Origin of the sequence: Haloferula rosea, assembly GCF_016595525.1 — a bacterium.
Taxonomy (GTDB): Bacteria; Verrucomicrobiota; Verrucomicrobiia; order Verrucomicrobiales; family Akkermansiaceae; genus Haloferula; species Haloferula rosea.
Window position 1 is genome coordinate 49,642 of record NZ_JAENII010000003.1, and the last position, 19,802, is coordinate 69,443.

Sequence of the window (19,802 nt, forward strand, 5' to 3'; positions counted from 1 at the left end):
TGAGAATTCGAACGGCGAATTACTTGCCGAACTTGAACTTGGACGTGCCGTAAACCGCGTCGTTGCCCAGTTCTTCTTCGATGCGGAGAAGCTGGTTGTACTTCGCGATACGGTCGGAGCGGCTCATCGAGCCGGTCTTGATCTGACCGCAGTTGGTCGCCACCGCGAGGTCGGCGATCGTGTTGTCCTCGGTCTCACCGGAACGGTGGCTGAGCACCGCGGTGTAGCTGCTTTCCTTGGCAAGTTCGACGGCGTCGAAGGTCTCGGTCAGCGAACCGATCTGGTTCACCTTCACGAGGATCGAGTTGGCCACACCGAGATCGATGCCCTTCTGGAGGAAATCGACGTTGGTCACGAACAGGTCGTCACCGACGAGCTGGACCTTGTCACCCACCTTGTCGGTGAGGGTCTTCCAGCCGTCCCAGTCGTTCTCATCGCAGCCGTCCTCGATCGAATCGATCGGATACTTCGCGCAAAGCTCGGCAAGGTAGGCCGCCTGCTCGTCGGAACCACGCTTGGCTCCACCTTCGCCTTCAAACTTGGCGTAGTTGTAGACGCCGTTCTCGAAGAACTCGGAGGAGGCGCAGTCTAGGGCGAACTTGATGTCGTCGCCCACCTTGTAGCCTGCCTTTTCAACAGCCTGTGAAATCGTATCAAGCGCATCCTCGGTCCCGGCAAAGGTCGGGGCAAAGCCACCCTCGTCACCGACCGCGGTGCTCAGACCGCGACTGTGAAGAACGCTCTTCAGGCTGTGGAACACTTCGGCACCCATGCGGATGGCTTCGCTGAAGGTCGGAGCACCCACCGGACGGATCATGAATTCCTGGAAGGCGATCGGGGCATCGGAGTGCGAACCGCCGTTGATGATGTTCATCATCGGCACGGGAAGCACCTTGGCGTTCGGGCCGCCGAGATACTTGTAGAGTGGCAATCCGACTTGCTGGGCAGCCGCCTTGGCGACCGCCATGGACACGCCAAGGATCGCGTTGGCTCCGATCTCACCCTTGTTCTTGGTGCCATCGATCGCCAGCATGGCGGCGTCGATGGATGCTTGATCAACCGCATCCATCCCACAAAGGGCAGGAGCGAGCTTGTCATTGATGTTCTGAACGGCCTTGAGGACGCCCTTGCCGAGAAAGACGGACTTGTCGCCGTCACGTAGTTCGTGAGCTTCGTGCTCACCCGTCGAGGCGCCGCTTGGCACGGCAGCACGGCCCATTGCGCCACCTTCAAGGTGAACGTCAACTTCAACAGTGGGGTTGCCGCGCGAGTCGATGACTTGGCGGCCGCGGATTTCAACAATCGTGGTGTAGTCCATGTGGATGGTTGGTTTCAGGAGATGTAGGGTGCGATCGAAACCACCGTCCATGTCACCATGGCATCGGTGTCGTGATCGCGGAGATCAACTTCTTCGCCAGGAGCAGCTCCCATGAGGGAGGCACCTGCTTCGGAGAGGTAGGAAACAATCTGTTTTTCAGGGTCGGAGTCCCATGCTCCGAGGAGTGTGGCGACTTGTTCATCACCCGCTGCATTCTTCAGCGTGATGACCGTGCCGATGTTCGCGGTCTTGGTGTCGGCTCCCTTGAAGTCGGTGCCGCGCGCAAGATCAAGCTCCTGCTCAAGCTCGGCTTTTCGGCGCATGAGGACCTTCTGCATGTCCTTGGCGGACTTGTATTCGAAGTTCTCACGCAGGTCGCCATACGAGCGGGCAATCGAGATGTCCTTGGTATTCTGGGGAATCCGGACGCGGATCAGATCGTCGAGTTCCGCCTGCTTGCGTTCAAGGCTCTCCCACGAGACCACGAGGTTCTCGACCTTCTTCTTGCCGTCACCGCTGACGAGATCAGCCGTCTCGGGCCGGGCCTTGATGATGCGTGCGAGCAGGGATTTGCGATCAAGTTCGGCAAACACCGGGCACTCGAGCAGGCGACGACCGAAGTTCTTCGCCTCCGTGGTGCTCAACGGAGCCACGATGTCGGCCAGCAGATCCTTGTCATCGCTGAGCAAGCTCTGGAGACGAGTGGTCGTCCGTGGACCATCCGCAAGGTGATCGGTCTCAAGTAGATTCAGAATGGCGGCTCCGACGTCTCCACCGAAGACTTTCTCCGCAGAGCCTTTGCGTTCACGAGCCACCCAGATCAGGGCATCGGAACTCAGTGAACGACGTGCCAGCGAAGAACGGATGTGCTCTTCGAGTTTCGGCAGTTCCCCGCGCTCGATCACCAGTCGGGCAATCTCGGTCACGGCACGGCTGCCGACTTCATCAAAAATCTTGGTGATGACTTCCACCCAACGATCACCGAATGCCTCGGGAAAGACTTCGTAGATCGCACGCTGACGCGGGGTCGCCAGACCACCGATCGCCTCGCCAAGACGGTCCTCTTCAGCCAAGAGCATGTTCGCGAGACGAGGGGCATCGTCCTCGAGTTCCAGGCTCTTCACGCCGTGGATGAGCTCATCCCGGAGGGAAAGAAGCTGCAGTGCCAGACCGAGTTGCATCCTGGTCCCCTTCTTCGCGGCATCCTCAAGTTGCGCAAGCAGTGGCTTCAGCGACTCCGGGTCATCCTTGTACAGCGACGAATCGGAAACCACGGCCTCAAGTGCCTTGGCCATGCCCTTCAAGTCGCGGGCTTCTTCGAAATCAGCGAGCAGCGCTTGCGCAGGTGTCAGGTCACCCGAACGCAGCTCCAGGGCCTCGGTCCGACGGGCAGGCACGATCACCTTCTTGCTCTCACGAAGGGCGCGCTTCGTCGAATCCCACCACTTCTTGAAAACCTTCTCGTCCACGACGCTGCCGGAGACTTCCTTTTCCAAGCCATCGACGGTGAGCGACCCTCCGTGGCTCTGGAGCAGCAGGATCACCAACTCGACGGCATTCTCCTTCGCCAATTCACGCAGGTGATCGATCTCTTCAACCTTGCGGGCACGGAAATCGTCGGGCTCAAGCGGCAGTGTCTTCTGCAGCGCAAACTGCAAGTCCATCTGCTGGCCACTGCGTTTCTCGAAATCAATCGTCAGTTTCTTGGTCGGCAAATCCCAGCTCGCCACCTTCCCAGCTCCCCACGAGCTGTGGAGCAAATACTTGCCCGGTGCGATCTGGTCCAAGCGCTCAGCGAGCGCGGGTTTCACTTTGTCGGCGTCGAGCAGTTTTTGCAGATCCGGATGCATCGGGGTGACCGTGCGAATCCACGTTGGAAAACGCAAGGCCCATCCGGCCAAAATCGGCCTGAAACTGTCAGCGTTCCCTAACTACCGGAGGGGTCACGACCCTTGGGCGAGGGCGGCGCACCTTCCAATCGTCGTCCTCGGCATGATGCATCGTACGCATCAGCGCTCCGACCGAGCACTTCCAGTCACGCGGAACCACCATTTTGCCATCCTTGCGGACCGGGCCTTCGTAGATGGTTTCACCATCGCCATCGCGGATCACGACCATCGCCTCACCATCCTCGTGGTGCAGCTGGGCCGTGCTTCCATCTTCACGTGAAACCACCGCCTTGCGTGCCTGCGGATAAACAATCGAGCGGGGCATCCCAGGTACACCGGCCGGAACCAGAGGAATATCGACCGGAGAGATCTCGGACTGCACCTGCCGGGGCGGCGCAGGGGCCAACTCCAGATCCATTGCCAGATGCTTCCCCGAGCGCACGATCGTCATGTTCACGGAATCCCCGATCTTGTGCATCCGCAGCAGCGTCCCGAACTGAGCTTCGTTGATCAGGATCTGATCGTTGAATTTCCACAGGATGTCATAGCTCCGCAGACCGGCCTTGTCAGCCGGGCTTCCTGCCGTGACCCCAGTGATGAGGAATCCAGCGCCCATCGGGACATCGACCACATGCGCACGCATCGCGTCATCGAGCTTGCCCACCTCAAGTCCCACCCATGGGGTCTGGGCCATCGGTCCTGCCGGCACCGGACGAGGGTCCGCGACCTCCTTGGCCGGTTCTTGGGCCGTCAGCGGCAGCAGAACGGCCAGAAGGATCGGTGAAACATGTTTGATCACGCTCATGGCACTCAGAAGGAACTCACAGGCATCAATACCACCTCGTCACGTGGACGCACCACCGTGACCTCATGGCCCGTTTGCGGATCATGGAATCGCTCCTGATTGACGACCTGGACGTGCCAAGCTCGCATCAGGTTTCCCTCGTCGTCGGACACCAGTCGATCTTCGGCTTCCGCGGACACGACTCCCACCTCCTCAGACACCAGCGAAACGGACTGGACCTGATCGGACCAGCCGACGAAAGCATCCACGGACTCCGGGGCATTCATCCACGTAATGCCAAAGGCCAGAGCGATGCCTGCCGCCGCGGACCCCGTGAGCCACGCCATGCGGTGGCCATTGAAGGAGGCCGCCTCGTCAGCGGTGCCCGCCAACTCGTCGATCATCTGATCCATCGCTTCCATCCCCGCCTCACTGAAACCGCGAGGGGTGAGGCAGCGCTGAAGGCGTCGTTCGATTTCCTCAGGCGTGTCCATGTCGAACCTCCTTCACTCGGCGCATGGCAAGCGCCAGTTGCTCCAATGCATACCGATACCTCGAAGCAGCGGTATTGGGCGAAATCGCCAGCGACTCGGAGATCTGAGCAAAAGTCAGACCTCCCCAAATCTTCATCGTGACCACCTCACGCAGCTTCGGGCTCAGACCCTCGACCGCTTGACGCAGCAGGACCGCCTCCTCGTCCTCCTCGACCGAGGGATCCAGCCACACGTCTTCGAAATCGTTGAGATAGATAATCGATTCCTCGCGCTTGCGCCGCCGTGTATCCGAGCGGTAGCGGTTCAGCCCGCAGAAGCGGATGGTGGAAAAAGCCAACGGCAAATCGGGCGGAACGCCTCCCTTGTCCTGCTGCACCTTCCACAACCGCATCACCGCTTCCTGCACCAGATCCTCGGCATCCGCCTGAGCGGGCGCCCAACCACGGGCAAACAGGAGCATGCGATGACCATTCTCGGCCATCCACTGCTTCCAGTTCGCTGCGGTTTTCTTACCCATCCACCCTAAAAATGCCGCCAAATCGGCCCTTTGTCTGCAAAATCTTTCCGCCCGAGATCCCTTGATTTCGCTGACACAGGGATGCACTGGCCAGACGGCCCGGTTCATGCTCCATTCGCCCCGAATGACCCGCGAACACGAGCGCTTGAATGATGCGAAGGAACCCTCGACCCCATGGCGTCGGTGGGGGCCATTTCTCAGTGAGCGCCAGTGGGGTACGGTCCGGGAGGACTACTCGCCCAGTGGCTTCAGCTGGGGCGCCTTCCCGCACGACCACGCACGCCGGCGCGCCTACCGCTGGGGTGAGGATGGACTGCAGGGCTGGACCGACCGCCAGTGCAGGCTGTGTTTCGCCCCCGCTCTCTGGAACGGAAAGGATCCGATTCTGAAGGAACGCCTTTTCGGCCTTGGAGGCCACGAAGGCAACCACGGCGAAGACGTCAAGGAGTGCTACTACTACCTCGATTCCACCCCGACCCACTCCTACACCAAGGCACTCTACAAATACCCGCAGTCGGAATACCCCTACGCCTGGCTGCGTGGCGAGAATGCCTCGCGCTCTCGCTTGGAACCCGAACTCGAGTTGGCCGATCTCGGCGTCTTCGACGAAGGGCGTTACTTTGACGTCGTCCAGGAAGTCGCCAAGCGCAGCCCCGAAGACATGCTGTGGCGGATCACCGTCAAGAACAACGGCCCCGAAGCCGCGGAGATCCACGTGCTCCCGACCCTTTGGTTCCGTAACGTCTGGTCCTGGGGCGGCACCCGGGAAGATCCGGTGCTCAAGCCGACCCTCGAGCTCCACGACGGCAGCCTGCTCGTCAACCACCCTCAACTCGGGAGCTATCGGTTCCACGTCGACTCCCCGGACCTCGCCACCCCCATTCCCTGGTGGTTCACCGAGAATGAAACCAACAACCCGTCCGTCTTCGGCACCCCCGCCGAGAACCCCTACACGAAGGACGCGTTTCATCGGCACCTCATCGATGAAGAAAAGGACGTCATTTCCCCACACTCGATCGGCACCAAGGCCACTCCGCACCTGAAGTTCACGATCCCGGCGGGCGGCTCCGTGACGATTCGCTGCAGACTTCACGAACTGCAGGAAGACAACGGAATCAAGGCACTCGACCAATTCGAGGAAACCCTCGAACAACGGACCGCCGAGTCCGATGAGTTCTACGACGACATCATTCCACAGAAGGCGGACACCGAGGAACGGATGATCTGCCGGCAGGGCTACGCAGGCCTGCTGTGGACCAAGCAGTTCTACTACTACGCCATGGACGAATGGTTCCGCGGCGATGGCAATTCGGCCCCTCCCCCGCCGGAGCGTCGTCGCGGCCGGAACCGGGATTGGAAGCACTTCCACGCGCGTGACATCCTCTCCATGCCCGACAAGTGGGAGTATCCGTGGTTCGCCGCCTGGGACACCGCCTTCCACATGATCCCCTTTGCCAAGATCGACCCCGACTTCTCGAAGCACCAGCTCCTCTTGCTACTACGGGAGTGGTACATGCACCCGAACGGTCAACTTCCCGCCTACGAGTGGAATTTCTCGGACGTCAATCCACCCGTCCACGCGAGTGCCGTGTGGCGGGTCTACAAGATCTCCGGCAACAAGGGGGAACGGGACATCCTGTTCCTCGAGCGCTGTTTCCAGAAACTCCTGCTGAATTTCACCTGGTGGGTGAACCGCAAGGACACCGAGGGCAACCATGTCTTCGGGGGCGGCTTCCTCGGACTGGACAACATCGGCGTCTTCGACCGGTCTCATGCGCTACCTGACGGATCCACGCTCTATCAGGCGGACGGCACCGCCTGGATGGCCGGCTACTGCCTGACCATGCTGACCATGGCCCTCGAGCTGGCCCAGACCAAGCCGGCCTACGAAGACATTGCCTCGAAATTCTTTGAACACTTCGTTGCCATCACCGAAGCCATCAACTCGTCCGACGACGCCGGTCTCTGGGACGAGGAGGACGGCTTCTATCACGACAAACTGATCCTCGGAGATGACTGCGAGGCACTGCCCCTGCGCATCCGGTCCCTCGTCGGCCTGCTTCCACTCTGTGCGGTCACCGTTCTCAAGCAGAAGCTCCTGGACAGCCTGCCCGGCTTCCGCAAGCGGGTCGACTGGTTCCTTGCCAACCGTCCCGAGGTGCTGCGCTACATCAGCGTCCGCCGCGTCGAAGGAGAAAAGAACCCGGGGCGCTGTCTCCTCGCCGTGCCGACCGAGGAACGCCTCCGGAAATGCATCCAACGCCTCATCGATGAAGATGAATTCTTCTCCGGCCACGGCATTCGCTCGCTGTCGAAGGCCCACGCGAAGGCGCCGTTCGTTTTCGAACACGGCGGCCAACGCAATGAGGTCCGCTATACGCCGGGAGAAGCCGACACCGACATGTTCGGCGGCAACTCAAACTGGCGGGGCCCCATCTGGTTCCCGATCAACTACCTGATCATCGAAGCCCTGCAGCGCTACCACTACTACTATGGTGATACCTTCACCGTCGAGTACCCGAAGGGATCGGGCAAACAGGTCAATCTGCGCGAAATCGCGAATGAGATCTCCGACCGCCTGATGTCCCTGTTCAAGTTGGACAAGGACGGCTACCGGCCATGCTTCGGCGATGCCAAACGCTACAGCGACGAAACCGATTGGCAGAACCTACTGCTGTTCCACGAGTACTTCCACGGCGAAACCGGAGAAGGACTCGGTGCATCCCACCAGACCGGATGGACGGCGCTCGTTGTCCGCTTGATCCGCGAGCGGCGCGAGTCCCTTGGCGCCTCGTGAGGGGCCAAGGAAAGCGCCGCAACCCGTTTCACGGCCAGGGCTTGCACAGGAGCTTCCGACACTCGATCACCTCACCCGGACCATCGGACTTCGTCCACACCGCCCCCGGGAGGTAGGTCCGTCGGAGTCTCTTTTCGAGTTCAGGATCCAGCACACCCCGGACGTCCATCTTCGGGACATCTCGGAGTTTCAGGTCATACGCCCCCAGCAGCACCGGACTCGCGAACCCCTGCTTCTCCATCCTCAGTGAGCCCGCCCGCAGGATCGCTTCGGCGCGCTTGCCGAATTGGTCGTCCGCCTTCAGGGCCTCCAGCCGCAGGAGGTTCTCCGCCGCAACATGATTCGCCGCCGGTTCCGCACCATCGTAGTCTTCCAGGATGGTCATGAGGACCTCATCGCCCAAGGACGAACGCATGACGTACCCCGCCATTTCCTCCTCCCAGTAGCGCTCGTCCAACTCCCCCTGAAGCTGGACCGCCCAATCAAGCCAGCGATCTCCCTCTTCGCGACCATGCAACTCCAACAGGCCGGAAATCAGGCAGGCATAGTCGACGGCAAAGCCCTGCACCTCCCCTGCCTTGCCCCTCCATGACCTCATCAACCCACCCTCCGGGGACCAAAGGTGTTTCTTAACAAAGGTGGCAGCCTCCTCCGCGGCATCCAACAGATCTTCACGCCCCAGGACCCGACCTCCCTTCGCCAACCCGGCAATCATCCAGCCATTCCAAGCCGTGATCACCTTGTCATCCCGATGAGGATGCGGACGCTTCGCTCGCTCTGTTAGAAGCAAACTCATCGAGGCATCGAGCGACTGCTCCACATCCGCCTCGCTCATTTCAAATTGTTCGGCCAAGCCCGGGTCCGGCATCGCCCGGAACAGGGTGTTCTGATCCTTGAGTTCACCGTGCGGATCGCTTTCCGGCCGCGAATTGCCATCCTGTTCCACCCCGAATGCCGCGCAAAAAAGCGCCGCCGCCTTTGGCTCCAGCAGGCGGTAGATCTCGTCCGCCTCCCAGGTCCAGTAGGCACCTTCACGCTTCTTCTCCGAATCCGCCGCGGGCAGGCTGTCCGCATCCTCTGCCGCATGGAAGCCCCCTCCGGCAGCCTTCATGTCCCTTGTGACGTAACCGAACAGACGCTCCGCCACCTGGCGAAAATCGGCACGCCCGGTGACTTGGAAGGCCTCCACGTAGAGCAGAGCCAGCTGTCCCTGATCGTAGAGCATCTTCTCGTAGTGAGGAACGTGCCAGTAACGATCCACCGAGTAGCGGTGAAAACCCCCGCCCAATTGATCGTGCATCCCCCCCACCGCCATCGCCTTCAGTGTACGTTCAACCATCTGCAGGCATGCCTCGCCCTCCTCGGTCTTCGCGCCGAACCGGTCCACCAGTTGAAGCAGCAGTCGAGGCACCGCCGGCCGCGGAAACTTCGGAGCACTCCCCCAGCCGCCCCACTCCGGATCGAAGCTCGCCTCGCAGCGGTCGATGAAGTCGCCAAACACCTTCTCCGACGGCAGCCCCCGGAGGACCGCATCCGGCTTACTCTCCGACCTCAGGTGCTCCATCACCTTGTCCGCGCTCTCCAGCATCCTCGCCCTGTCATCCTTCCAGAGTCGACCAAGCTGCGCACAGAGCTTTGGAAATCCCGGACGCCCACCACGGTCGTCCGGAGGAAAATACGTGCCCCCCACCACCGGCTTCGCATCGGGAGTCAGCCAGACACTCATCGGCCACCCACCCGACCCGGTCGTCGCCTGCACGAATGCCATGTAAGTGGCATCCACATCCGGTCGCTCCTCGCGATCCACCTTCACGCAGACGAAATTCTCATTCATCACCTTGGCGATGGCCTCATTCTCGAAACTCTCGTGCTCCATCACATGGCACCAATGGCAGGTCGAGTAACCGATCGACAGAAACACCAGCTTGTCCTTCTTCTTTGCCTTCGCGAACGCAGCCTCGCCCCATGGCAGCCAGTCCACCGGATTGTTCTGGTGCTGAAGCAGATACGGCGACGTCTCTTCGGACAGGGCGTTGGGCATGCTGAAGGCTAGCACTCCCCCCCAACCTGTCGCTCATAAAGCATGACCCGCCCATCACGGATGACCGAGCTTTAGGCTTGGCCGATCAGCCCGCAGAAGGCCAGTGTCGGAGTTTCCGATCCGACCATGGCAATCCCGAGACCTCTCCTCATCCTGCTTTTCCCGATCGCATTCCTGATGGTGACCGCCATGGGTGAGACGTCGGCCCCATCCCCTGATGCCGCCAAGGGAATGCTGAAATCCGCGGCCGAGGTCGAGAAGGAGGAAAGCACCAAGCCCGTCGACGGCCCGGCCCCAGCCGACCTGAGTTGGTGGAATCGACAGATCGCCACCTTCCGCGCCACGGCCGAGGGACTTACGCCGGAAGTACGGACCGAGAAGGCCTTGAGCGCCCTCGACGCCACCGCCAGCGAATGGGCAGAGGAGAGTTTCAAGAAGGAGAATGCGACGTACGAAGAACAACCCAGTGTCCGATTCCTCGTCGGCGAGACCTACCTGTTCAGCCTGCTGGAGGCCGACCTGGACGTCCTCGCTGGAGAAACCCTGGACAAGGCATCGTCCGAAACCCTCACCGCTTTGAATGAAATCCGTGAGGCCAGGATCAAGCAAGCGTCCGCAGAATTCCTGATCAAGAGCACGAGCCGGGCCATCGTCGCCACCCTAATCTTCGTGCTCGCCTACGTGGTGCTTCGCTGGACAACCCGGAGGCTTGCCAAATTCATGGTCACGCGGGTGCGGAACTGGCGACGACTCCGCCTCGGCAAGTCCGATCTCCGGCCCTATCTCTCCACGGTTTTCGAGCAAGTCGTCAAACTTCCGGCATTCTTCCTCTTCCTCTATCTGCTCTGCGTCTGGGTCGCCTACGTCTTCAACCAGTTTCCGCGCACTGCCCCCCTTGGCAACGCGTTCACCGGCCATCTACTGAGCTTTGCCAAATCGATCATCGCCGAGTTCACCGGCGCCCTGCCCGGACTCATCACCGCCGGGGTCATCCTCTTCATCACCCGCTGGATCGCCCGGATCGCCGACCGCACCATCTCCGGGCTGGGTGACGACAGCAACAAAGGTGTCATGGCGAATGACGCCGCCAAAGCAACCCGCAGGATTGCCGTCGCCTTCATCTGGCTGTTCGGCATCGTTCTGGCCTATCCCTACATCCCGGGCTCCGGCAGCGATGCGTTCAAGGGGCTCAGCGTGCTCATCGGACTGATGGTCTCGCTGGGATCCAGCGGGTTGATCAACCAGGTCATGAGTGGTTTCGTCCTGCTCTACTCCGGATCGGTCCGCACCGGCGAATACATCAAGGTGGGCGAGATCGAGGGCACCATCTCAGAAATGGGTCTGCTCGCCGTGAAATTGCTCAACCCCGCCCACGAGTTCCTGGTCATTCCCAATGCCGTCATGCTCAGCAACCCGACCACCAACTACTCCCGCCTTGCCGAGGATACCGGTGTCCCGCTGAAGACCACCGTCACCATCGGCTACGACACGCCATGGCGGCAGGTACACCAACTGCTGATGGAATCGGCAAACGCCACCGAAGAGATCCTCGATTCACCTCCACCAAGGGTCGTTCAGAACGCCCTGTCCGACTGGTATCCTGAATACACCCTGATTTCCTACATCAAGAATCCCAACCGTCGCACTGCCGTCCTCTCGGAACTCAACGGACACATTCAGGATGCCTTCAACGAAGCGGAAGTCGCCATCATGTCCCCTCACTACAATTGCGACACCCCCGAACCCCTCGTCATCCCCAAGAACCGCTGGTTCCCGAAAGTTGCCACTCCCGACAAGCAAGAATCCTGACCCCCAACAGAAACGGTCCATGAAATACCGCAGCCTCATTGCCTCACTCGCCCTATTTCCACTGCTGCCGCTCACGGCACAGGACGACCCGACTCCGGAGAAACAAGGAGAGGTCGCCGTAGCCGTCGTCTCACCCGGCGGCGAGATCAAGCCGGAGATCCTCGATCTGAAACTTGTTCCCCTCACCGTCGACGAACTCGCCGAAGAGGCCAAGCAATGGCAACAAGCCATCAAGGAGGGCGCGGAGAAGGTGGCCGAAGCCGCCATTCGCAACGCCGAAGCCGAAGCAGGCACCGACGCCAAACAGACCGCTTTGGACGACTTGGCGAAAGCCCGTGACGAGGAGAAAGCACTCCTCACGAACTTCGAGGTCATTCTCGATGCCTGGGAAGCCAAGGGCGGAGATGCCGCGGAACTGCGCCTCTACGCCTCCACCCTCAATGCCACCAAAGTGGACATCAAGGACACCAGTGCCCTGATGGACTCCTTCAACCGCTGGATCAAATCGGAAGACGGTGCGTTGAAGTGGCTCGGCAGGATCGGAGCCTGCATCCTCATTCTCATCGTCGCCTGGTTCATCTCCGGCTTTGTCGAGCGACTCGTGAACAAGGCGATGACCCAGCACAAGGGCACCTCGGAACTCCTTGATCGCTTCATCGAGAAGATCATCCGCCGGACCATTCTTGCCATCGGTGCCCTCGTCGCCATCTCCACCCTCGGAGTGCAGATAGGCCCGGTTCTCGCCCTCCTCGGTGGCGGAGCCTTCATCATCGGCTTCGCCCTTCAGGATTCCCTGAGCAACTTCGCCAATGGCGTCATGCTGTTGATCTATCAGCCATTTGATGTGGGTGATGCCGTCGAGGTCGGGGGCATCTCGGGAAGTGTGGATTCGGTCAGTCTCGTCAACACCACCATCCGGACCTGGGACAACAAGGTCGTCCTCGTTCCGAACAAGAACGTCTGGGGACAGACCATCACCAACATCAATGCGGCGGGCGAACGCCGCGTCGACATGGTATTCGGCATCGGCTACGACGACGACATCGACAAGGCCCAGGCCATTCTCGAGAAAATCGTCTCCGAAACCGAAGGCGTGCTCGAAGAACCGGCCACCACCATCAAGATGCACGAACTTGCCGATTCATCAGTCAACTTCGTCTGCCGTCCTTGGGCCAAGTCCGCCGATTACTGGGCCGTCCACTGGAGCATCACCAAGCGTGTGAAGCAGGAGTTCGACGCTGCGGGGATCAGCATTCCCTACCCACAAACGGACATCCACCTGCACAAGGTCGAGTGATTCATCGTGCCGCCGGCCACGCACCGATCAGCGCGTGGCCAGGCACACTGAATCTCCACGGCGGGACACTTGCCTGACCTCGCCGGGAGGAGATTCGCGGCCGATCAACTCAGAGCAGGTCGGGGTAGACCGACCTCAGATCCAACGGATCCGACATCTCTTCCTGCAGGGCAAGCAGTCCTGCAAAGAGACGCTTCGCGAGACGCTTGCCCTCTGCAGTCCCGTAGAGGTCGTTCATCTCATGCGGATCGGCATTCAGGTCGAACACGCGGGCCACCTCGGCAGCAGGGTAAAGGATGAGCTTCTTGCCTTCCATCTCGATCATGCGCTGTGAATTCATGTAGGCACCGTAGACCGCCTTGGTCCGCTTGGGCCGCCCTTGCCAGAATGGGACCAGCGAATCGAAGTCCACGGATTCCGGCACCTCCGCACCAGCGAGTTCGAGGGTGGTGGGCATCACATCCTGCAGGTAAATCGGCTCCCGGGTCACCTTGCCCGCTGGAATCCCGGGACCAGCGATGAGGAAGGGAACGCGAACCGACGCATCATAGAGGTTCTGCTTTCCGAGCAAGCCGTGCTCTCCGCAGGACAACCCATGGTCGGCGGTGAAACAGATGAAGGTCTCCTTCGCGGCCGGACTGGCGTCCAGCTGATCGAGGATCCTGCCGATCTGCGCATCGAGGTGGGTGATGATCGCGTAGTACTCCCGGCGATGAGTCTTGACCGCGAACGGGGTGCGCGGCGAGGGAGCCAACCTTTCATCCCTCAACGACTGGGGTGCCTTCATCGGCTTCCGATAAGGATACACCGGCAGGAAGTTCTTGGGCAGTTCGATCCGGTCGAGCGGATACTGGTCAAGGATCTCCTGAGGCGCCTGACGCGGGTCATGGGGAGCATTGAATGCCAGATACATGAACCACGGACGATCGTCCTCGGCAGCGAGAAAATGGCCGAAGTCATCGGCGATGACCTCGCTCCAGTGTTTGCCTCCCTCCCAGAATCCACCCTCCTTCGGGTCGGAGGCACTCCAAGGGTCCGGCCTGCCCTCCACAGGTCGCTCATACGCATTCTTACCATCTTTGGGCATCCCACCCGGACGTTCATTGCGGATCTGCTCGAAGACACCGTCGGCATCCATCTGCATGTGCCATTTGCCGGAGAAGCAGGTGCGGTATCCTTGCTTGGCCATCAGTTGGGCCCAGGTCCGGTCTTTGGCGACATAGTCCTTTTCCAGGGTTTTCTCCGCGGCTTTCGCCTTCCACAGCTGCTTGCCCGTATTCAGCATCGTCCGACTGGCCACACAGATGGCCCCGTGCCAGCCACCCGAGTTGTAGGCATGACTGAAGGTCATCCCGCGCGCCGCGAGGCGATCAAGATTCGGAGTGTCGATGTCCTCGTCGGACAGTGCATTCACCGCCTTCCAGGTCATGTCATCGGCGAAAAGAAACAGGACATTCGGGGTCGAGGAGGCGCGTAGGCCCACCAGACCCAGGACAAGTAGAGACAGGATAAGTCGAATCATGGAGCTGAGCATACGTGAGCAGCATCCCCCTCTCCATCATCAACCCCAAGAAAATCCAGCCTCTCCCGTTTGAAGGGTTGAACGGCGGTGCGGATGCGGAAACCCGCATCGCCGGGAGTTTCCGCAAATCCATTGAGAACGGAGGACACCCGGTCCACCGCTCCAAAACCTTCGACCCCACGATTTGCCATGAGCCTCCACGTCCCAATCACCCCCGAAGCACGCGCTGCTCTTCGACGTCAAAGACGGACCTCGAAAGCCGTCAGCTTCGTCGTCGCCGTCATCGGCACCACCGTCGTGGCCTGTGTGATGGGCCTGCTCCTCATCCCCGGTCAGACCTCATGCGGCTACTACCCTGTTCCCTATTGCCCACTCCCCGAGGTGACATGCAGCTTGCCCGCCCCCAAACCTACCTTGATCGATCGGCCACCGCGCGCACCCAGCAACCGCCCCGTGCCGCTGATTGCAAGGGCCCTGCCGACACCCCTGAGCATCCCCGTGGTATTCACCCCCGCCATGGAATCGGACGAATTCGGCACGGGTGACGACTTCCACGAGGGCATGGGCAACGACGATCAGATGGGCCAGGGAATCACCATCCCCTACGTCTCCCGCAAGCGATGCTCGAAGGCCGACCGGCTGCAGCTTCTGGAAGAGGGAGGCGCCGCCGCCGAGGTGGATGAATCGGTGATTCAGGCACTCCGCTATCTCAAGTCCACCCAGGCCAGGGACGGAAGCTGGGGAAGCAAACACAAGACCGCGATGACCGGTCTCGCCCTCCTCGCTTACCTCGGCCACTGCGAAACCGCGCTGAGCGAAGAGTTCGGCGACTCCTGCCTCCGGGCCATCACCTATCTGGTCGACATCGGAATGAAACACGATGGAAGGCTGGTGAGCGACACGACAGCGCGTCACTGGCCCTACGAACAGGCCATCGGCACCTACGCGCTTGCCGAGGCCGAAACCTTTCACCGGGCCCTTGCGATCGACATTCCCATGCTTCGCGACACCGTGGCCAGCGCTGGACAATTCATCATCGACCACCAGCACCCCACGGGAGGCTGGGACTACCACTACGACAGATCCAGTAGCCGTGGCGGCGACCTGTCCATCACCGGGTGGCATCTGCAGGCCTTGAAGGCCTGCAAACACAGCGGGATCGACTTCCGGAACCTGCGCAACTGCGTCACCCGCGCGATCGACTACGTCGAGTTACGGCAGGCACCGGACGGAGGCTTCGGCTACACGGGGACCCAGCCCGCCGACGGCACATCCGCCGCGAGCCTGACCGGCGTGGGCATGCTGTCCCTCCAGATCTGGGGCCAGCACGCCAAGCCCACGGTGAAAAAGGGAGCCGACTACGCAAGTGACCATCTGGAATTCAAATGGGAATCCCAGCAATGCGATCTGTATGCACACTACTACCTGTCCCAGGCCATGTTCCGACACGGCGGCACGGAGTGGTCAACCTACCAGGCCAGCGTGCTGAAGGATCTCCCCCTGCATCAGAACGCCGACGGATCCTGGCCGGTGCCCGGGGGCGGTCAGAAGCCCGCTGCGGTGGGAGCCCTGTTTGCCGATGACTCCGAAGAGGGAAAGCTTTACCGGACCACTCTCGCCACGCTCATGCTTGAGGTTTACTACCGCTACCTGCCCTCCATGCGATGAACGGACCGTGCCGCGAGGATGCCAAATCGTGACAGTCCGAGAAGATTGGGCCAAACCTCGCCGTAGTCGCCCCATGCTGCGCTCCATTCTCTTCCTCATTGCATCCTTGGCCGCTGTCGCCGAACCCACCTTCAAACCTCTCTTCGACGGCAAGTCACTCACCGGTTGGGACGGGGATCCCACCTACTGGAGAGTCGAGAACGGCTGCATTGTCGGCGAAGTGACTCCCGAAACCCTCCTCGACCGGAACTCGTTCCTCATCTGGCAGGGTGGAGAGCCCGCAAACTTCGAACTCGAAGTCGAGTATCGCGTCTCCGCCAGGGGCAACTCCGGGATCAACTACCGCAGCAAGCCGACTCCGAACGTCAAATGGGCGTTGACCGGCTATCAAGGGGACATCGAAGGAGGTGATCGCTGGACTGGCCAGAACTACGAAGAGCGTGGCCGCAAGTTCCTCGCCTACCGGGGACAAAGCGTCGTTCTCAAACCCAGCGAGAATCCCGAGCTCATCAAGGAACTCGGAGACCCCGCGGAACTGCAGAAGAGCGTCAAAAAGGAGGATTGGAACCTCTACCGCATCGTCGCTGACGGCCCTCTCCTCCGCCACTACGTGAACGGCGTGCTGATGAGCGAAGTCAGGGACCTGGACCCTGAAAACCGCACTGGAAAGGGCCGGATCGGTGTTCAGGTCCATGTGGGTCCACCGATGAAGATCGAGTATCGAGCCATCCGCTTGAAAGAGCTCGGGCCCGGGAAGAAAAAATAACGCCCATTCCGTCTCTTTTCCCCTTGCCAAAGCCCCCCCTCCGCTCCAAAAAACCCGCCCCATCCCAGCGGGGTGGAACAAGGGTAGGTGGCCGAGTGGTTAAAGGCGACAGACTGTAAATCTGTTCACGTAAGTGTACGCTGGTTCGAATCCAGCCCTGCCCACCACTCCTTTCCTCTTTGATGGAAAGTATTGCATGCCCCAGAGGGGTCGACCCATTCAGGATTCGAACGCCGTTCGATTGCAGCGGTCTTCCACGAAGACCAACACCCAACACAGGTCGCGGCGCGACCACCATCCGGCAACGCCGGAGCGGAGCGAAGGCAATCCAGCCCTGCCCACCACTCCTTTCCTCTTTGATGGAAAGTATCGCATGCCCCAGAGGCGTCGACCCATTCAGGATTCGAACGCCGTTCGATTGCAGCAGTCTTCCACGAAGACCAACACCCAACACAGGTCGCGGCGCGACCACCATCCGGCAACGCCGGAGCGGAGCGAAGGCAATCCCTCCGTCCCTCGCCGAATCGCCGGACGCCTAACTTCCCGGAGCCCGGGCGATGCTTTCCCGCGGGACGAACAAGGTGGGGATCACCACTTGGCGTGGCGTCGCTGATACCGAGTCGCCGCCCTCGATACGCTCAAGCAGAAGATCGGCGGCCCCTTGAGTGATCATGCGATACCGCTGGCGGATCGATGACAGTGTCAGCGGAAGGTAGGAACAAAGCGGGACATCATCCACGCCCACCACCGACAGATCTTCCGGCACGCTCAGCCCAGCTTCGCGGGCTGCCCGCATGGAGCCGATGGCCGCCAGGTCATTCATCGCGATCAATGCCGTCGGGCGATTGTCCGGACGCTCCGCCAGGAAGGAAGCGAAGGACTCACGGGCGCTTTCGATCGAGTGACCGCAGCGCAGCACATCGATGTTCGATTGGGGCACACCATGGACGGCCAGAAGCGATTGGAATAGCTGGGGCCGCGAACCGCTGTCCTGGCCTTCAGCCAGCGCGGAAAGGAACGCGAAGCGCCGATGGCCCAACTCATGCAACGCAGAGATCGCCTGAGTCAGCCCTTGGGTGAAATCCGACAGCACCGCATCCACGGGCAAGGCGGGTTCAGGCACTCCGTTGCCCAGGGCGACAATGGGAGACTTCGCCGCAAAACAGGCGGACAGATCCTCTCGGAAGACCTCGTTGTCACTGAGCCAAACGACCGTGCCATCCACTTCCAAATCACGGATGTCACGCATCAAGCGCTTTTCACGAACCACGCTGGAGCGGCAGTTCTCAATGATCAAATCGTAGTTCTTGGCTTCGACCGCGCTCTCCAGTTCATCGGCGATCGTCGAGAAGAACGGGTTGGTCAGATCCTGGAGCAATAGCCCGATGGAATGATAACGCCCCGATTGAAGCGCCCTCGCCGTCTTGGATGGCCGATAGCCCAAATCCTTCGCTGCCGCAAAGACCCTCGCTTCGGTCTCTTTGGACGCCCAAGAATTCGGCCGCCGATTGAGGATGGTCGAAGCCGTGTTCACGGCCACACCGGCGCGCTCGGCGACATCTTTTAGGCGGACTTTCTGACTCATGTGGGCAGCATTCTAGGAACCTGGGGCAACTTCATGCAAGCCACAGAATTTCCCTAGCCACACAAGCCGATCCCTGCCAAAAACCGCCCATCCCGCCGGGGTGGTGGAATTGGTAGACACGCCAGGTTTAGGTTCTGGTGAGCTTTTGCTCGTGCAGGTTCAAGTCCTGTCCCCGGTACTTTGTTGGACTTCTGTTGGAGTCCCGCCCGCACGAGACGCTCCCGCTGTCTACCATTGGGCCCCCTGCTACGGGAGCTACGGCCTCGACTTGCTGAAAGGCTTACCCGCAGAAGACACGTAAAGCCACCAACATGAATCGATTCCTTACTGGTATCCCCTTTTGCCTGACGGCGATCCTGTCGTTTGCAGCCGACATCCCGGACCACGCGCCCGAGGACCTCCTCATGTTGGAAAGCTCCGAAGCCAAGATCGGGATTGATCGCGCGAAGGGAGCCTCGATCACCTGGTTGTCATGGAACGGCTATCCCAACAACACGGTCAACCTTTACGATCCCGGACGCCTGATCCAACAGTCCTACTATGCCGGCAAGCGACTGGATCGACGTGCCGACGGGCAGACGCCCTCCTGGTCGCCGTGGTCATGGAATCCGATCCAAGGTGGCGGCACCGGCTCATGGGCCCGGGTGACCCGGTTCGAACACCGAAAGGACCGTGGCCTCCTCTTTGGTGAAACCATCCCAAAACTCTGGGACATGCCTGACGAGGAAGCGCAGGCAATCATGCGGCAATGGACCCGCTTCGAGAAAGACATGCCTCGCGTGGTCGTGGTGAAGAACCAACTGGTGTGCAAGCGCGAGCCCACCGATCGGTGGGGACCCGCCCACCCGAGTCCCCAAGAACTCCCCGCCTGCTACTTCACCCGGAACTTCGACACCTTCAAGAGCTACCAGGGCGAGCAGCGCTGGAACACACTCAGCCAGAAGGCCGGGCCACCGTGGGGACGCACCAAGCCTCCTCTCAAGGCCATGGCCTGTTTCAACAAGGAGGGTCAGGGCATCGCCATCTACAGCCCCGCATCTGGCGAAACCTGGAACTTCGGCCCCCATGTCAACGCGCCCTCCAAGGATCCAAAAGGCGGCCCCTGCGTCCACATCGCACCCGTCGGCCGCGTGCGTCTCGGTCCACGCTCGACCTACGAATATCGCTACTGGCTGATCGTCGGGACTCAGGCTCAGATCACCTCTGATCTGGACCGACTGATCCAGTCCTACTCATCCGAACGCGGAACGCTCACCGAACCGGGAGCGAAAAGCGCGGACTGACATGCGCTGACCTTCCCTTGAAACGACAGTCT

The 19,802-nt window shown here is 60.6% G+C and carries 14 protein-coding genes and 2 tRNA genes; 8 read left to right on the forward strand and 8 right to left on the reverse strand.

Features of this window, described 5'->3' with window-relative positions:
* Positions 1 to 19 precede the first annotated feature (19 nt).
* The 5 genes from eno to JIN81_RS04630 all read right to left on the reverse strand — a co-directional run bounded on the left by eno (position 20) and on the right by JIN81_RS04630 (position 5,110).
* A complete protein-coding gene (eno, locus tag JIN81_RS04610; RefSeq protein ID WP_200277055.1) occupies positions 20 to 1,318 on the reverse strand; it encodes a phosphopyruvate hydratase in 1,299 nt (432 codons plus the stop codon).
* A gap of 14 nt (positions 1,319 to 1,332) precedes the next feature.
* On the reverse strand, positions 1,333 to 3,168 hold the full coding sequence (locus tag JIN81_RS04615; protein ID WP_200277057.1) for a GreA/GreB family elongation factor: 1,836 nt from the start codon (positions 3,166 to 3,168) through the stop codon (positions 1,333 to 1,335).
* A 67-nt stretch (positions 3,169 to 3,235) separates the two neighbouring features.
* Complete coding sequence (locus tag JIN81_RS04620; RefSeq protein WP_200277059.1) at positions 3,236 to 4,012, reverse strand: PDZ domain-containing protein; 777 nt, start codon at positions 4,010 to 4,012, stop codon at positions 3,236 to 3,238.
* 5 nt (positions 4,013 to 4,017) lie between these two features.
* Positions 4,018 to 4,485 carry a hypothetical protein gene (locus JIN81_RS04625; RefSeq protein ID WP_200277061.1) on the reverse strand — a complete coding sequence of 156 codons (468 nt, stop codon included), beginning with the start codon at positions 4,483 to 4,485 and terminating at the stop codon, positions 4,018 to 4,020.
* Positions 4,472 to 5,110 (reverse strand): RNA polymerase sigma factor, encoded by a 639-nt coding sequence (locus JIN81_RS04630; protein WP_200277063.1) that lies wholly within the window; start codon positions 5,108 to 5,110, stop codon positions 4,472 to 4,474. The genes JIN81_RS04625 and JIN81_RS04630 overlap by 14 nt, the downstream gene beginning before the upstream one ends.
* A gap of 16 nt (positions 5,111 to 5,126) precedes the next feature.
* Here JIN81_RS04630 and JIN81_RS04635 point away from each other — a divergent pair, with 16 nt between their 5' ends.
* Entirely contained in the window at positions 5,127 to 7,799 is a 2,673-nt protein-coding gene (locus JIN81_RS04635; protein ID WP_200277065.1) for an MGH1-like glycoside hydrolase domain-containing protein, read from the forward strand.
* A gap of 28 nt (positions 7,800 to 7,827) precedes the next feature.
* On the opposite strand, the gene JIN81_RS04640 is transcribed toward JIN81_RS04635, so the two are convergent.
* Positions 7,828 to 9,840, reverse strand: a complete 2,013-nt coding sequence (locus tag JIN81_RS04640; RefSeq protein ID WP_200277074.1) for a thioredoxin domain-containing protein — start codon at positions 9,838 to 9,840, stop codon at positions 7,828 to 7,830.
* 126 nt (positions 9,841 to 9,966) lie between these two features.
* Here JIN81_RS04640 and JIN81_RS04645 point away from each other — a divergent pair, with 126 nt between their 5' ends.
* Positions 9,967 to 11,649 carry a mechanosensitive ion channel family protein gene (locus tag JIN81_RS04645; protein WP_200277077.1) on the forward strand — a complete coding sequence of 561 codons (1,683 nt, stop codon included), beginning with the start codon at positions 9,967 to 9,969 and terminating at the stop codon, positions 11,647 to 11,649.
* A gap of 19 nt (positions 11,650 to 11,668) precedes the next feature.
* The gene (locus tag JIN81_RS04650; RefSeq protein ID WP_200277080.1) at positions 11,669 to 12,946 is read left to right on the forward strand and encodes a mechanosensitive ion channel family protein; all 1,278 of its coding nucleotides are present in this window, start codon (positions 11,669 to 11,671) and stop codon (positions 12,944 to 12,946) included.
* A 109-nt stretch (positions 12,947 to 13,055) separates the two neighbouring features.
* Here JIN81_RS04650 and JIN81_RS04655 read toward each other — a convergent pair whose 3' ends face one another.
* Complete coding sequence (locus JIN81_RS04655) at positions 13,056 to 14,468, reverse strand: sulfatase family protein (RefSeq protein ID WP_200277083.1); 1,413 nt, start codon at positions 14,466 to 14,468, stop codon at positions 13,056 to 13,058.
* A gap of 189 nt (positions 14,469 to 14,657) precedes the next feature.
* On the opposite strand from JIN81_RS04655, the gene JIN81_RS04660 reads away from it, so the two are divergent.
* From JIN81_RS04660 to JIN81_RS04670, 3 genes are all read left to right on the forward strand, one after another.
* Complete coding sequence (locus JIN81_RS04660) at positions 14,658 to 16,136, forward strand: prenyltransferase/squalene oxidase repeat-containing protein (RefSeq protein WP_200277086.1); 1,479 nt, start codon at positions 14,658 to 14,660, stop codon at positions 16,134 to 16,136.
* Positions 16,137 to 16,209: 73 nt separating this feature from the next.
* The gene (locus tag JIN81_RS04665; RefSeq protein ID WP_200277089.1) at positions 16,210 to 16,902 is read left to right on the forward strand and encodes a 3-keto-disaccharide hydrolase; all 693 of its coding nucleotides are present in this window, start codon (positions 16,210 to 16,212) and stop codon (positions 16,900 to 16,902) included.
* 81 nt (positions 16,903 to 16,983) lie between these two features.
* Positions 16,984 to 17,069 (forward strand) — tRNA-Tyr (locus tag JIN81_RS04670).
* A 368-nt stretch (positions 17,070 to 17,437) separates the two neighbouring features.
* On the opposite strand, the gene JIN81_RS04675 is transcribed toward JIN81_RS04670, so the two are convergent.
* A complete protein-coding gene (locus JIN81_RS04675; protein ID WP_200277092.1) occupies positions 17,438 to 18,487 on the reverse strand; it encodes a LacI family DNA-binding transcriptional regulator in 1,050 nt (349 codons plus the stop codon).
* A 94-nt stretch (positions 18,488 to 18,581) separates the two neighbouring features.
* Between JIN81_RS04675 and JIN81_RS04680 the strand changes: the two genes are divergently transcribed.
* Positions 18,582 to 18,665, forward strand: a tRNA-Leu gene (locus JIN81_RS04680).
* A 133-nt stretch (positions 18,666 to 18,798) separates the two neighbouring features.
* Entirely contained in the window at positions 18,799 to 19,770 is a 972-nt protein-coding gene (locus JIN81_RS04685) for a hypothetical protein (RefSeq protein ID WP_200277095.1), read from the forward strand.
* Positions 19,771 to 19,802 lie beyond the last annotated feature (32 nt).

Coding starts and splice junctions, on each gene's coding strand:
- JIN81_RS04625 (WP_200277061.1), bottom strand. CDS start 4,485: ATGGACACGCCTGAGGAAATCGAACGACGCCTTCAGCGCTGCCTCACC.
- JIN81_RS04665 (WP_200277089.1), top strand. CDS start 16,210: ATGCTGCGCTCCATTCTCTTCCTCATTGCATCCTTGGCCGCTGTCGCC.
- JIN81_RS04655 (WP_200277083.1), bottom strand. CDS start 14,468: ATGATTCGACTTATCCTGTCTCTACTTGTCCTGGGTCTGGTGGGCCTA.
- JIN81_RS04675 (WP_200277092.1), bottom strand. CDS start 18,487: ATGAGTCAGAAAGTCCGCCTAAAAGATGTCGCCGAGCGCGCCGGTGTG.
- JIN81_RS04685 (WP_200277095.1), top strand. CDS start 18,799: ATGAATCGATTCCTTACTGGTATCCCCTTTTGCCTGACGGCGATCCTG.
- eno (WP_200277055.1), bottom strand. CDS start 1,318: ATGGACTACACCACGATTGTTGAAATCCGCGGCCGCCAAGTCATCGAC.
- JIN81_RS04645 (WP_200277077.1), top strand. CDS start 9,967: ATGGCAATCCCGAGACCTCTCCTCATCCTGCTTTTCCCGATCGCATTC.
- JIN81_RS04640 (WP_200277074.1), bottom strand. CDS start 9,840: ATGCCCAACGCCCTGTCCGAAGAGACGTCGCCGTATCTGCTTCAGCAC.
- JIN81_RS04615 (WP_200277057.1), bottom strand. CDS start 3,168: ATGCATCCGGATCTGCAAAAACTGCTCGACGCCGACAAAGTGAAACCC.
- JIN81_RS04660 (WP_200277086.1), top strand. CDS start 14,658: ATGAGCCTCCACGTCCCAATCACCCCCGAAGCACGCGCTGCTCTTCGA.
- JIN81_RS04630 (WP_200277063.1), bottom strand. CDS start 5,110: ATGAACCGGGCCGTCTGGCCAGTGCATCCCTGTGTCAGCGAAATCAAG.
- JIN81_RS04620 (WP_200277059.1), bottom strand. CDS start 4,012: ATGAGCGTGATCAAACATGTTTCACCGATCCTTCTGGCCGTTCTGCTG.
- JIN81_RS04635 (WP_200277065.1), top strand. CDS start 5,127: ATGACCCGCGAACACGAGCGCTTGAATGATGCGAAGGAACCCTCGACC.
- JIN81_RS04650 (WP_200277080.1), top strand. CDS start 11,669: ATGAAATACCGCAGCCTCATTGCCTCACTCGCCCTATTTCCACTGCTG.